Annotated in this window: 14 protein-coding genes and 1 pseudogene; 11 read left to right on the top strand and 4 right to left on the bottom strand. The window is 37.9% G+C overall.

The features are described from left to right. A pseudogene (locus K8S13_RS22785) lies at positions 1-203 on the top strand (hypothetical protein); the annotation flags it as partial. 88 nt (positions 204-291) lie between these two features. Here K8S13_RS22785 and rpsT read toward each other — a convergent pair. Continuing rightward, on the bottom strand, positions 292-546 hold the full coding sequence (rpsT, locus tag K8S13_RS22780; protein WP_291466022.1) for a 30S ribosomal protein S20: 255 nt from the start codon (positions 544-546) through the stop codon (positions 292-294). 100 nt (positions 547-646) lie between these two features. On the opposite strand from rpsT, the gene murJ reads away from it, so the two are divergent. Genes murJ through K8S13_RS22755 form a run of 5 tightly spaced genes read left to right on the top strand, consistent with a single transcriptional unit; the run spans position 647 to position 3,689 of the window. Then, the gene (gene murJ, locus K8S13_RS22775; protein WP_291466021.1) at positions 647-2,194 is read left to right on the top strand and encodes a murein biosynthesis integral membrane protein MurJ; all 1,548 of its coding nucleotides are present in this window, start codon (positions 647-649) and stop codon (positions 2,192-2,194) included. After that, complete coding sequence (locus K8S13_RS22770) at positions 2,191-2,493, top strand: septum formation initiator family protein (RefSeq protein WP_291466020.1); 303 nt, start codon at positions 2,191-2,193, stop codon at positions 2,491-2,493. Before murJ ends, K8S13_RS22770 begins: the two co-directional genes overlap by 4 nt. Next, positions 2,490-2,765 (top strand): hypothetical protein, encoded by a 276-nt coding sequence (locus tag K8S13_RS22765; RefSeq protein ID WP_291466019.1) that lies wholly within the window; start codon positions 2,490-2,492, stop codon positions 2,763-2,765. Before K8S13_RS22770 ends, K8S13_RS22765 begins: the two co-directional genes overlap by 4 nt. Positions 2,766-2,767: 2 nt before the next feature. After that, complete coding sequence (locus tag K8S13_RS22760) at positions 2,768-3,271, top strand: rhodanese-like domain-containing protein (RefSeq protein WP_291466018.1); 504 nt, start codon at positions 2,768-2,770, stop codon at positions 3,269-3,271. Then, a complete protein-coding gene (locus K8S13_RS22755) occupies positions 3,261-3,689 on the top strand; it encodes a MauE/DoxX family redox-associated membrane protein (protein ID WP_291466017.1) in 429 nt (142 codons plus the stop codon). The genes K8S13_RS22760 and K8S13_RS22755 overlap by 11 nt, the downstream gene beginning before the upstream one ends. On the opposite strand, the gene K8S13_RS22750 is transcribed toward K8S13_RS22755, so the two are convergent. Continuing rightward, on the bottom strand, positions 3,676-4,536 hold the full coding sequence (locus K8S13_RS22750) for a formylglycine-generating enzyme family protein (RefSeq protein ID WP_291466016.1): 861 nt from the start codon (positions 4,534-4,536) through the stop codon (positions 3,676-3,678). The genes K8S13_RS22755 and K8S13_RS22750 overlap by 14 nt on opposite strands. Positions 4,537-4,706: 170 nt before the next feature. Here K8S13_RS22750 and K8S13_RS22745 point away from each other — a divergent pair, with 170 nt between their 5' ends. Further along, positions 4,707-5,387 carry a LysM peptidoglycan-binding domain-containing protein gene (locus tag K8S13_RS22745; protein WP_291466015.1) on the top strand — a complete coding sequence of 227 codons (681 nt, stop codon included), beginning with the start codon at positions 4,707-4,709 and terminating at the stop codon, positions 5,385-5,387. A 5-nt stretch (positions 5,388-5,392) separates the two neighbouring features. Here the strand turns inward: K8S13_RS22745 and K8S13_RS22740 are convergent, their stop codons facing one another. After that, on the bottom strand, positions 5,393-5,962 hold the full coding sequence (locus K8S13_RS22740; RefSeq protein WP_291466014.1) for an aminodeoxychorismate/anthranilate synthase component II: 570 nt from the start codon (positions 5,960-5,962) through the stop codon (positions 5,393-5,395). A gap of 186 nt (positions 5,963-6,148) precedes the next feature. Between K8S13_RS22740 and K8S13_RS22735 the strand changes: the two genes are divergently transcribed. The 3 genes from K8S13_RS22735 to K8S13_RS22725 are packed head-to-tail and all read left to right on the top strand — an operon-like array spanning position 6,149 to position 9,149. Further along, a complete protein-coding gene (locus K8S13_RS22735; protein ID WP_291466013.1) occupies positions 6,149-6,400 on the top strand; it encodes a hypothetical protein in 252 nt (83 codons plus the stop codon). After that, the gene (locus tag K8S13_RS22730; protein ID WP_291466012.1) at positions 6,363-7,883 is read left to right on the top strand and encodes a radical SAM protein; all 1,521 of its coding nucleotides are present in this window, start codon (positions 6,363-6,365) and stop codon (positions 7,881-7,883) included. Before K8S13_RS22735 ends, K8S13_RS22730 begins: the two co-directional genes overlap by 38 nt. Positions 7,884-7,886: 3 nt before the next feature. Further along, a complete protein-coding gene (locus K8S13_RS22725) occupies positions 7,887-9,149 on the top strand; it encodes a CinA family nicotinamide mononucleotide deamidase-related protein (protein ID WP_291466011.1) in 1,263 nt (420 codons plus the stop codon). Here K8S13_RS22725 and K8S13_RS22720 read toward each other — a convergent pair. Beyond that, positions 9,111-9,869: an alpha/beta hydrolase gene (locus tag K8S13_RS22720; RefSeq protein ID WP_291466010.1), complete on the bottom strand. Its 759-nt coding sequence runs from the start codon at positions 9,867-9,869 to the stop codon at positions 9,111-9,113. The two genes, K8S13_RS22725 and K8S13_RS22720, sit on opposite strands and share 39 nt — an antisense overlap. A gap of 83 nt (positions 9,870-9,952) precedes the next feature. Here K8S13_RS22720 and rlmD point away from each other — a divergent pair. Beyond that, positions 9,953-11,340: 23S rRNA (uracil(1939)-C(5))-methyltransferase RlmD (gene rlmD, locus K8S13_RS22715; RefSeq protein ID WP_291466009.1), on the top strand; the 1,388-nt coding region annotated here is incomplete at its 3' end.

Here is an 11,340-nt window from a genome sequence, read left to right as displayed (position 1 = left end):
GAAGAGTCTGGGCCTCCGTTGATTTGAAACTTATAGACAAGGATGGAGAAGTGATCTGGTCTGTCAAGGATTTTTCATCACATGAAGAATATACGGTATCTGAAGATAAGATAACGGATGAAAGTAATAAAAGAGAGGCTGTGGATAAAATTGCCACAAGAAGTGCTGAAAAATTAATCAGCAAAATGCTGGTTAATTTTTAGAATTAAAATAGTAAAGACAGGAATTATATCTAAAAATATAAATCCTGTCTTAAGCTAGTTGAACAAAAATAAAAAAGTTTGTGAAGGCTTATGCGTTCATGAACTTGAATAGTCTTGAAATTTTTCTGGAAGCAGTCTTTTTATGGATAACGCCCTTTTTAGCAGCTTTGTGAATCGCAGATTGAGTTTTTCTCATGACTTCATCTTTATTGTCACCGCCTTCTTCTTTTGCAGCGTAAAGTTTTTTTTCCAAATTTTTAAGAGTGGTTTTTACAGATCTGTTTCTAAGCCGTCTTACCTGACTCTGTTTCGCACGTTTTTTTGCAGATTTATGGTTAGCCAACTTGGTCTTGCTCCTTATTTAAGTGTATTAAATTTTAAATTTTGCCATATTTCAAATTCGTAAAAATATATGATGAGTCGATTTTTGTCAAGGAAAAGTTGTGAGAAAGATATTTAAAAATACGGCTGTGATAAGCATTTTAACTTTTAGCAGTCGTGTTCTTGGGGTCATCAGGGATGCCCTCATTGCCATGTGTTTTGGTATATCTTCCCAAAGTGATGCTTTTTTTATCGCCTTCAGACCGTTTGATCTTGTTAGAAAACTATTTTCCGAAGGAATTTTGAGTATTTCATTTGTACCGGTCTTTTCTGAAACTCTGGAAAAACAAGGTCACTCAAAGGCTGTCACAATGGCGTTCTCTTTTTTTTGTTTTTTATCCCTGATGGGTATTCTTATTGTACTTGCCGGAATTTTTTTTGCTCCGGTGATAATAAAGATCATCGCCCCGGGATTTGTCGGGTCTTCATATAAGTATGGACTGACCATTATATTGTTTAAAATTATGCTGCCATATCTCTGGTTCATTCTCATTACATCACTTTGCATGGGTGTATTGAATTCTTTTGGAAACTTTGGAATTCCTGCTATTGCGCCCGTTGTTTTTAATCTTGTTGTGATATTGTTTACACTCTTAATATCAAAGGTTTTTGAAATTCCTGTAATAGGCCTGGCAGTTGGGGTTTCCATCGGTGGTATTCTTCAGCTTGCCATCCAGATACCCTTTATGATTCGTCTCGGGATGTTAAAAATTCCTGTGTTTCAACTTTTTCATCCTAAGGTGTTCAAAGTTATAAAAATAATGATTCCCTGTATGATTGGAGCTGCCTCCTTTCAGATTAATATCATGGTGGCTTCATTTTTTGCTTCAAAACTGGATGTTGGCAGTGTGTCCTTTATCTATTATGCAGACCGGCTGGTGCAGTTTCCTCTGGCATTGTTTACTGTCTCTGTGGCCACGGTTTTTTTGCCGGAGCTTTCAAAAAAAGCGGCCTTAGGGCAATTGGATGAAATTGCAGCCCTGTTTTCAAACGGGGTGAAATTGGTTTTTTTTATAACAATCCCGGCCATGGCAGGATTGCTGGCCTTAAACGAAACAATTGTTGCATTTTTATTCGGACATGGGGCGTTTAATGATTTAGCCGTTCAACAGACAGCAGAATGTCTGGTTTTCTTGAGTTTAGGCTTGTGGGCATTCACAGGGGTTCGATTATTTGTTACATTGTATTATGCCTTATCCAGCATAAGAATTCCCTTTTATTCAGGGATCATGACTATTTTGTTTAACCTGATTTTTTGTACTTTATTCATAGACAGCCTTGGGATTAAAGGACTTGTTCTCTCTGTTTCCATATCGGCCATGGCAGGGTTTCTATATTTGTTTATTAACATTCCGGGTGTTGTGAATATTGATAAATTTGAAATCATTGTTTCTGCTTGCAGATCACTTTTTTTATCTGTTATAATGTTTTTCCTTGTCAAACAGGCAGCGGCTTTTCTACTGACGGCAGGGTCTAGTAAGTTTTGGTTTGGAACAGGGGTGATGGGCTGTATTGGTTTTGGAATGATTTTTTACTTGAGTGTGAATATCCTGATTTCAAGTCCTGAACTGAAAATGTTAAAAAAGGGATTGATACAGAGCAAATCATGACAATTGTTGAAAGAGCAGGCCTTTATGTCTCCATATTTATCATTGTTGTATTGTTATTTCTCATTGTTTTTTCAACACACGGTGTTTTAGATTATAAAATGTTAAAAGGAAAAGAAATTAGTGTTTTAGATCAGATACTGGCCATTGATCTTGCAAATCAAAAACTTGAAAATGAAATAAACAGTTTAAAAACCGATATGAATTATATCAAACATGTGGCAAAACAGGAACATGATATGGCTGAAGAAGATGAGCTGATTTTTAAAGATAAATCAGGCAATAAAAGGAAGACACCATGATTCAGGATATAAAAACCCTCGAACTTGCAAAAATTTATGAAAGCCAGGGCTATTATGAAGATGCCTTGGAGATTTATTCGTTCTTGAATAACCGGGAAACAACCAATGAGATCAGTGCCGGGTTAAAGCGCATGGAAAAAAGGATGGAAGATGAAGGGCCCGGCTCTCATCCTGAAGAAAAAATATTCGGACTTTTTGAAAAATGGCTGATGTTGATGGTTTTACAACAAAGGCTGGATAATTTTAAAAAAATAAAATTGCGACTCTTGTAACAATGACTCCAAAAGATATAAAAGGTATTTTTCTTCTTTTTGTTTTTGCTTTGACAACGGCCTTTTTTTATAATTGGTTTTCTCCCTTTGGTATTGCACTATTGGGCCAATGGGAAACATCCAAAGGGGTTGTTACGGCAATTTCAAAAACCGATTCCGTCACCGCTTCAATCGAGATAAATAATCCCATGATTATTAAACAGATTGTCCAGAAAAAAGAAAAAATTATCCTGGATGTAAGACCCCGTGAAATTTATGATCAAGGGCATCTACCCTATGCATTGTCTTTTCCCTTAATGGATTTTGATGACAGTGTCGGTCAATTGCTAAGTTCAATAAACAGGCAGTCTGCTATCCTGGTTTATTGTTCCAGTTTTGAATGTACAGACAGCCATATGGTTGCACAGCGTTTGAAAAACTTAAGGTTCATTGATGTCAAGGTGTTTTCAGGCGGTTTCAGGCAGTGGCAGGAAATGGGCTATGAGATAGAAAAAAATGAAAAATAATACGCTTGTTATTATCCTTTTTGTGATCAAACTTACTCTTGGCATTACGTTTATCTATGCCAGCTATCATAAAATTGCAGATCCGGCTAAATTTGCTAAAATTCTATATGGTTATGCGATTTTGCCAGGAGGAAGTATCAATATTCTGGCCATTACCATTCCATTTATCGAACTTGTTGCAGGGTTCAGCCTGATTTTGGGGATGTTCCCGAGATCCGCACTTTTGATTATCAATGGTTTGCTTTTGGTATTTATTCTCATGATCGGATTTAATCTTTTACGCGGACATCAATTTGATTGCGGCTGTTTTGCATTCTCAAGTCAACCCCATACCATGTCAAATATTTATTTATTGATCAGAGATTTCATAATGCTGGTTGCAGGGATTTATTTATTGAGGAAAACTACTGCATCCTGACAATGCGGAATCCCAAGCTGTTCCTTTTTACCCCTGGCTTATAATAGCTTCTGTAAGCAGATCGTTGATATTTACTTGTCTGATACCATCCTCCGCCCCGGATAATCTTATGTTTTCCGATTTTGCTTAAAGGATCAACAATGTTATCTTTATAGGTATCGGTCACAACGCCTACTTTGGCTCTCCAGAAGCTACGCCATTTACATGAGTCAAGAACCCATTCCTGGACATTACCGTGCATGTCATATAGCCCCCACTTGTTTGGATTCCTTGTTTTAACAGGGTGGGGTTTGAAATCCCCTGAAGGATTTTGGCGGCCTGAATTGTAGCAATACCATGCCATATCTATAATGGCAGGTTCAGGTTCATTACAGGAAAATGTTGTAATAGGACCATCTGCAAAAGTAGATGAGGAACCGGCTCGGCAGGCGTATTCCCACTCAGCCTCAGTCGGCAATCGATATTTTTTTGTTCCTTCCCACCCATTTAACACCCTGATAAATTCCACGCATTCATTCCAGGAAACTGTATCAACAGGATAAGTTTTTCCTAAGTTTGAAAATGAAGACGGATTAAATCCCACAAGCTTTTCCCATTGTCCCTGGGTGACTTCTGTTTCTGTCAGATAAAAGCTTTTTGAAATAATGACCTTATGGCGCTTTTCATTCCACTGGCGGCCTTTTTCAGATTCAGGGCTTCCCATTATAAAATTGCCCGGGGGGATAAGAACAAACCGCATCCCAAGCTTATTCGTATAGATATTTGTCTGAGCAAATAATGGATTGTGGAAAAAACAGATACAAAAGATAAAAAAAGCTGTAACAAGAAATTTAATATAGTGTTTCATGTAATTATCCTAAGCATATTATACAAGATCCTTTGTAAAGAACCCTATCATACTATTGAGCTCTTGTTCAATAATGAAATTTAGTTATTATTTGATTTTATAGGTTGAAAATAAAATTTAAGATGATATTAAGATGATAGTCATAAAAATAAAAAAACAGGAGCTCTGCGATGAAACCCAAAGGTAAACCTGAATCAAAAATACCGACAACAAAAACCAATAAAAAAAGAGCACCTGAAGTCCAGAATAAAGGGGGGAAACTTAATGCTTCTCTGTTAAAGAAAAATGAATTTGCCTTGATTATTCTGGGAGCGTTGCTTTTAACTATTATCATATTTTTTCTTTTTTTCAGATCCACAGGTCCCAAGATTGACCCTGTTAAAAAAAGCGTTTCAAGTACATCCTTTGCTGATATTGAAAAGAAAATTAAAAAGATAGAACAAGTGCTTCAAATTCAGGAAAATTCTGTTCAATCACCAGCCGGTAAAAAAGTAAAAGGCGTGGAGAGAATTGATCCGGTGGAAGAACGTTTAACACGGCTTGAAACGGCATTTTCAGTTAGATTTGATTCCTTAATAGAAAGAATGGGAAAAATTGAAAAAAATATTTCACAGCTTAAAAATAAGCCGACCGCAACGATGACACCAAAATCTAAGCCAAAGCCTTCAATACCGGTAAAAAAAGCCGTGAAAAAAGAGAAAAAGACTCCCATGTTTCATACCGTTCAAAAAGGGGAAACCCTGTACTCTATCAGCAAAAAGTATAATACCAGTATTGCAAGCTTACAAAAACTCAATAATCTGTCCACCAAAGCAAAGATTTACCCGGGGGATAATATTCTTATCCGGTGATGTTTCTATGCGCCTTTAATGAAATTTTCGATCAGTCTTTTTCCCAGAGTGGTCATAAAGGATTCAGGATGAAACTGGACGCCATGGGTCTGATGCTCCTTATGCCGAATCCCCATGATTTCACCATCGTAAGTTTTTGCTGTAATAGTCAGACAGTCGGGAAAATCCTCTTTGGAAACCGCCAGGGAATGGTATCGCATGACAGTAAAGGCTTTGTTGATGCCTGAAAAAATATGTTCTCCATCAGAAGTGATCACAGATGTTTTTCCATGCATGATTTGCCTGGCCTGGATAATTTTTCCGCCAAAGCTCTGGGCTATAACCTGGTGACCAAGGCAGACGCCGAGAAGGGGAATTCTACCTGAAAAATGCTTGATAAGATCAAGAGAAATGCCTGCATCTTCCGGACGGCCAGGCCCTGGAGAGATGACAATGGCTCCTAAGTTCAAAGAGTTAAGATCATCAATGGAGATTCTATCGTTTCTAAAAACTTTTACCTCTACTCCTGTGTGAAGGATGTAGTGAACCAGGTTGAAAGTGAACGAATCATAATTGTCTATTACTGCAACTAACATTTATCTGCCTCCGCTCTGAACTGTCTGTTTTCATCTTAAATTGTACATATATTAAAAAGGTGAAAAATTCAAGAAACAGAAGGATTGATCAAGGCTGACGCATGAAATATTTTTAAAGACTTTGTGCATACCTCTTTGATACCACTTGCGGTTAATCGTACCATATAGTATAAGGAGGAAACAGGTATGAACAGGGATAAACAAATCAATATTCATATAGCATCTGACAAAGATATGAACCAAACCTTTATCAATGCATGGAAAAAAGCAGAACAAGGTGAGCAGCCTGAGGGTGAGCAGCACCTCTACTTTGAAGACGCCGCCTCATTTTTGAAAGTGCTGTCCAATCAGAGATTGATGAAATTTTATTCCATATTGATTAATTTTAGGATGTTTTACCATGTTATTGATTTTTCCACCTGTTACCAAACCTTGTGAGCCGCCTGCCGGGATAGCGCTCTTGTCTTCAGCCTTAAAAGAGCACGGGATTTTTTGTCATGGTTATGATGCAAATATTGAAGGACTGTTATATCTGATTAATTCAGATATTGTTCCTATTGATTCCTGGTCAAAAAGGGCACTGAAAAACAGAGAACAGATAATTTCTGATCTGAAGAATCCAACCCTGTATGAAAATATGGACCGCTATCACCAAAGGGTTTATGATCTAAACAAGCTGTTGTCCATCAGCGTGGATACCAAAAGATTCAGGATTACCTTGAGTGATTATTCGGATTCTAAGCTTTCCAGCGTTAACAGTAAAGATTTATTGAAAAGTGCCAGAGACTATAAAGAAAATCCTTTTTATGATTTTTTTGAAGATAAGGTAAGGCCTCAAATTCAAAATTCAGATTCAAAATACATAGGTATTTCCCTTTGTTATCTGAATCAGGCCCTGACTAGTTTTGCCCTTACAGGATGGATACGGAATAATTTTAAAGATAAAAAAATTATCTATGGCGGAGGGCTTGTATCTTCCTGGATGAGCAGGCCGGATTATAATGATCCTTTTAAAGATCTGGTTGATGTTATGATCAGGGGGGAAGGGGAACAGCCGTTGCTGGAACTTTTTGGTGTAAAAGACGCAAAAAAGAAGCATTATGTTCCGGATTATGATTTTGTAAAAGATGATTTATATCTTGCACCCGGCAAAGTTTTGCCTTTTCGAGCATCCATTGGATGTTATTGGAGCAAGTGCAGGTTCTGCCCTGAAAAGGCAGAAACCCGTCCCTATAATTCCCAGCGGGCATCAAAAGTGTTACAGGATTTAAAATCAATTGATCAAAAATATGCTCCTGACTATGTTCACTTAATCGACAATGCTGTTACACCGGCCTTTTTAAAGGCTGTATCAAAAAATAAATTTGGATTTAAATGGTATGGATTTGTAAGATTTGAAAAAGAGTTTCTGGATCGGGATTTTTGCCATGATCTTAAAAATTCGGGATGTAATATGCTAAAACTGGGTCTTGAATCAGGGGACCAGGATGTGCTGGACCGGATGAACAAGGGAACGGATCTGACTATGGTATCAACCATCCTTGGAAACCTGCATCATGCAGGAATCTTAACCTTTGTCTACCTTCTTTTTGGAACGAGTTTTGAAGATAAAAAGGCTGCATTCAGAACGCTTGAATATGTCAAGGCACACAAGGAATATATTGATTATTTGAACCTGGCTGTATTTAATCTTCCCAAATTCAGCGATGATGCTAAATATCTTGATACTCATGAGTTTTACCATGGAGATCTTTCGTTATATTTAAATTTTACGCATCCATTTGGGTGGGATAGAAGGCAAATCAAACAATTTCTTGATAAATCATTTAAAAAACAGGTGGTTGTCGGATCACACATTCGTAAAAATCCAGCATTTTTTTCATCAAACCATGCTGCATTTTTTCAACACCAGAGGGGATGAATTATGATTGCACATATTCTTTCAACCGGAGATGAAGTCCTTTTAGGGGATATTGTTGATACAAATTCAGCATTTCTCTGCCGTGCACTCAAAGAAATGGGCATTGAAGTTCAAAAAATTATTGCTGTTGGTGATGATGTCGATGCAATTGCATCAATTATTGGTGACATTTCTCTACAGGCAGATATCTGTCTTGTTACCGGTGGCCTGGGCCCAACCCGGGATGATTTGACAGGGCTTGCCTGTAGTAAGGCCTCAGGTAACAGGCTTGAGCTGAACATAGATGCATTGGAATCAATGAGATCCTATTTTAAAAAGAGAGGATTTCAATTAACCAGAGATAATGAAAAACAGGCCTTGCTGCCATCCAGTTCAAATATGCTGATTAATCGCAATGGTACAGCACCTGGATTTTATATAAAAATAAATCAGTGTCTTTTTTTCTTTATGCCGGGCGTACCGTCTGAAATGAAAATGATGTTTGAAAAAGAAATAAAAAAGGTGTTGGTTAATAAATTTAATCTCTTTGATGATATCCTGATCGAACGGCTCACCGTATTTGGTCTTCCTGAATCAAAGGTCGGAGCATTGTTAAAAGGGTTTGAAACAAAGTTTTTTGGAATACGGTTGGGTTTTCGGGCTGATTTTCCTGTCATTGAAGTCAAAATAATTTTATCTGGTTCTTTTAAAGAAAAAGACAAAGCAAGAGCTGATATTGCAAAAGCAAAACAATGGGTGGTGCTGCAGCTTGAGAATAAAGTCGTGTCTGAACAAGGATTGACCATTGCCCAGGAGGTCGGGGGTTTGTTGACAAAACAAGGTAAAACCCTTGCCATTGCAGAATCCTGTACAGGTGGTCTGATTTCAAACATGGTGACCGATGTGGCGGGCAGTTCAAACTATTTTTTATTTTCAGGTATTACTTACTCTAATGACGCAAAAATAAATATTTTGAATGTCAGAAAAGAGACAATTATTGAATACGGGGCTGTTCATGAACAGACCGCCCTTGAAATGGCCCAGGGTGCAAGACATAAAGCCCATGCTGATTTTGCCATCTCAACCACCGGTATTGCAGGACCCGGCGGCGGCACTAAAGAAAAACCGGTAGGCATGGTGTGTATCGGTATTGCAGGTTCTGAATTTTCAATGGCCAGAACATATAGATTTTCCTTTGATGACAGGGTTAAAAATAAAAAAATATTTGCCATGATGGCTTTGGAAATCTTAAGAAGGCATTTGGTTTTGATGGCGAAAACATTTTAAAAACCAGGCCATGGTTTCAATCTCAAACTCTGCCTGATCTCTTCTTGCGGTCATCTGGTGATCCCCGTTTTTATGAATGATCAATCGTTTGGGCTCCTTTGCCAGGTTGTAGATATCATTGGCATTTGAAACCGGAACCACTTCGTCTGCATTCCCGTGGAAAATAAGCACGTTGGACAGATTTTTTGCTTTATCCAGAATATTAAAAAGAAGATTGTTTTTAAAAAAGCTCAAGGGCAGGGCAGATCTGTCTTCATTTGCATCTGTTGGAATATTTTCAATGGTGAGACTTTTTGCAGGTGAAGAGCACAAGACTGCCCCGCAAAGATTGATATTCATTTGTAAAAGTGATTCCCAGGCATTAATACAGGTGGAACCTCCCATGCTGGACCCGAAAACAGCAATGTTTTGGCTTGTCTTTTCAAGTGACAGGATATGCTTTACAGCATTGATATAGTCATTGGTTCGTTTTTCAAGGGAGGTGTCTTTGATAAAATCTCCTTGGCTTTCACCGCAGCCCCTGTGATCAAACCGGAAAAAGGCAATATTATTCTGGACAAGAAGTTTTGCCAATACCGTTTGTTTTGCAGATTCTTTTGAGCCTTCAAGGCCGTGGGACCCGACAACAAGGGGGGGGTATTTTACCTTGGGCAGGTGCAAAACCCCTTTAAGTAAAAATCCATGGGAGATGAATTCAATATTTTTTGAACAGGTTTTCATACCTTGTCTTTATGCCATTAAACCATTATAATATCAAGTTTTGAAAATTTGGATTAATTAAAAGTTAAACAGAAATAAACATTATGGCAATTAAGAAAAGAAAAACATATGAACTGGAAATCATTGATCTTGCCTTTGGGGGCAGGGGGCTTGCAAAACCGGATGGATTACCGGTTTTTATCGATCGGTGCATTCCGGGAGATATTGTATTTGTAAAAATTACAAAAAAGAAAAAGTCCTGGGCAGAAGGAAAACTGATAAAAATTTTAAAGGAATCTCCCCTTAGAAAAGAGGGGAAATGCCAATATTGCAATTATTGCGGGGGATGTAAGTGGCAGCAGATTGAATATGATCTCCAGCTTGAATATAAAAAAAGACATGTCACAGAATCCATTGAGCATATTGGCGGGTTAAAAAATATTTTGGTGAAGGATGTTATCCCGTCTGACAAAATTTTTGAATATCGCAATAAAATGGAATTTTCCTGTTCCTCAAAAAGATGGTTGCTGCCCTGGGAGCTTGAAAATGAGGAAATTAAAAAGGGTTTTGGCATTGGACTTCATGTGCCGGGCACCTTTGACAAGGTCATTGATATCAAACAATGCGAAATCATGCCGAAACTTGGAAATCAGATATTGGAGGATGTCAGACATTTCATAAAAGAATCAGATCTTCCAGCCTATCATTTAAGGACACATGAAGGGTTCTGGCGGTTTTTAATGCTAAGGCATTCAGTGGCTTTTGACACATGGATGGTTAATATTGTAACCAAAGAGAAAAAAATTGATGTGGTCCGGGATCTTGCAGCCAAACTGGCAGAAAAATATCCACAGATTGAATCCATCATGAATAATATTACCGATGCAAAATCCGGTGTTTCAACCGGCAAAGAAGAAATTACCCTTTATGGTAAGGATCACATAAAGGAAAAGCTGGGAAAATTTGTATTTAAAATTTCAGCCAATTCATTTTTCCAGACCCATACAAAATCTTGCGAAAAATTATATTCCAAGGTATCGGAATATGCTGCATTGACAGGCAAAGAAGTTGTGATGGATCTTTATTCCGGAACCGGTACAATCCCCATATGGCTTTCAGATCAGGCAAAAATGGTGAAAGGCATTGAGATTGTGCCAAGCGCTGTCATTGATGCAAAACAAAATGCCAGGCTCAATGAAATTGAAAACTGTGAATTTCTTGAAGGGGATATCAAGGATGTCCTGCCAAGATTAAAATCAAAACCCGATGTAATGATTATTGATCCGCCAAGGGTCGGTATGCACAAGGATGTTGTTCGACAGGTACTTTCAATGGGTCCTGAGAAAATTGTCTATGTATCCTGCAATCCGGCAACCCTTGCCCGGGATCTTGAAATGCTGTCCCCCAAATACGAGACCTGCGAAATTCAACCCATAGATATGTTTCCCCATACCTATCATATTGAATCTGTTGCATTGCTCTTAAAAAATTG

The organism is Desulfobacula sp. (genome assembly GCF_021107415.1).
Note: the sequence above shows the minus strand (reverse complement) of the source record. Positions and strands in the feature narration are given on the sequence as shown.

Excerpts from the sequence above, each read along its gene's own strand:
- K8S13_RS22720 (WP_291466010.1), bottom strand. The coding sequence starts at position 9,869 with ATGAAAACCTGTTCAAAAAATATTGAATTCATCTCCCATGGATTTTTA.
- K8S13_RS22745 (WP_291466015.1), top strand. The coding sequence starts at position 4,707 with ATGAAACCCAAAGGTAAACCTGAATCAAAAATACCGACAACAAAAACC.
- K8S13_RS22765 (WP_291466019.1), top strand. The coding sequence starts at position 2,490 with ATGATTCAGGATATAAAAACCCTCGAACTTGCAAAAATTTATGAAAGC.
- K8S13_RS22740 (WP_291466014.1), bottom strand. The coding sequence starts at position 5,962 with ATGTTAGTTGCAGTAATAGACAATTATGATTCGTTCACTTTCAACCTG.
- K8S13_RS22725 (WP_291466011.1), top strand. The coding sequence starts at position 7,887 with ATGATTGCACATATTCTTTCAACCGGAGATGAAGTCCTTTTAGGGGAT.
- K8S13_RS22735 (WP_291466013.1), top strand. The coding sequence starts at position 6,149 with ATGAACAGGGATAAACAAATCAATATTCATATAGCATCTGACAAAGAT.
- K8S13_RS22770 (WP_291466020.1), top strand. The coding sequence starts at position 2,191 with ATGACAATTGTTGAAAGAGCAGGCCTTTATGTCTCCATATTTATCATT.
- K8S13_RS22730 (WP_291466012.1), top strand. The coding sequence starts at position 6,363 with ATGTTATTGATTTTTCCACCTGTTACCAAACCTTGTGAGCCGCCTGCC.
- K8S13_RS22755 (WP_291466017.1), top strand. The coding sequence starts at position 3,261 with ATGAAAAATAATACGCTTGTTATTATCCTTTTTGTGATCAAACTTACT.
- K8S13_RS22760 (WP_291466018.1), top strand. The coding sequence starts at position 2,768 with ATGACTCCAAAAGATATAAAAGGTATTTTTCTTCTTTTTGTTTTTGCT.
- K8S13_RS22750 (WP_291466016.1), bottom strand. The coding sequence starts at position 4,536 with ATGAAACACTATATTAAATTTCTTGTTACAGCTTTTTTTATCTTTTGT.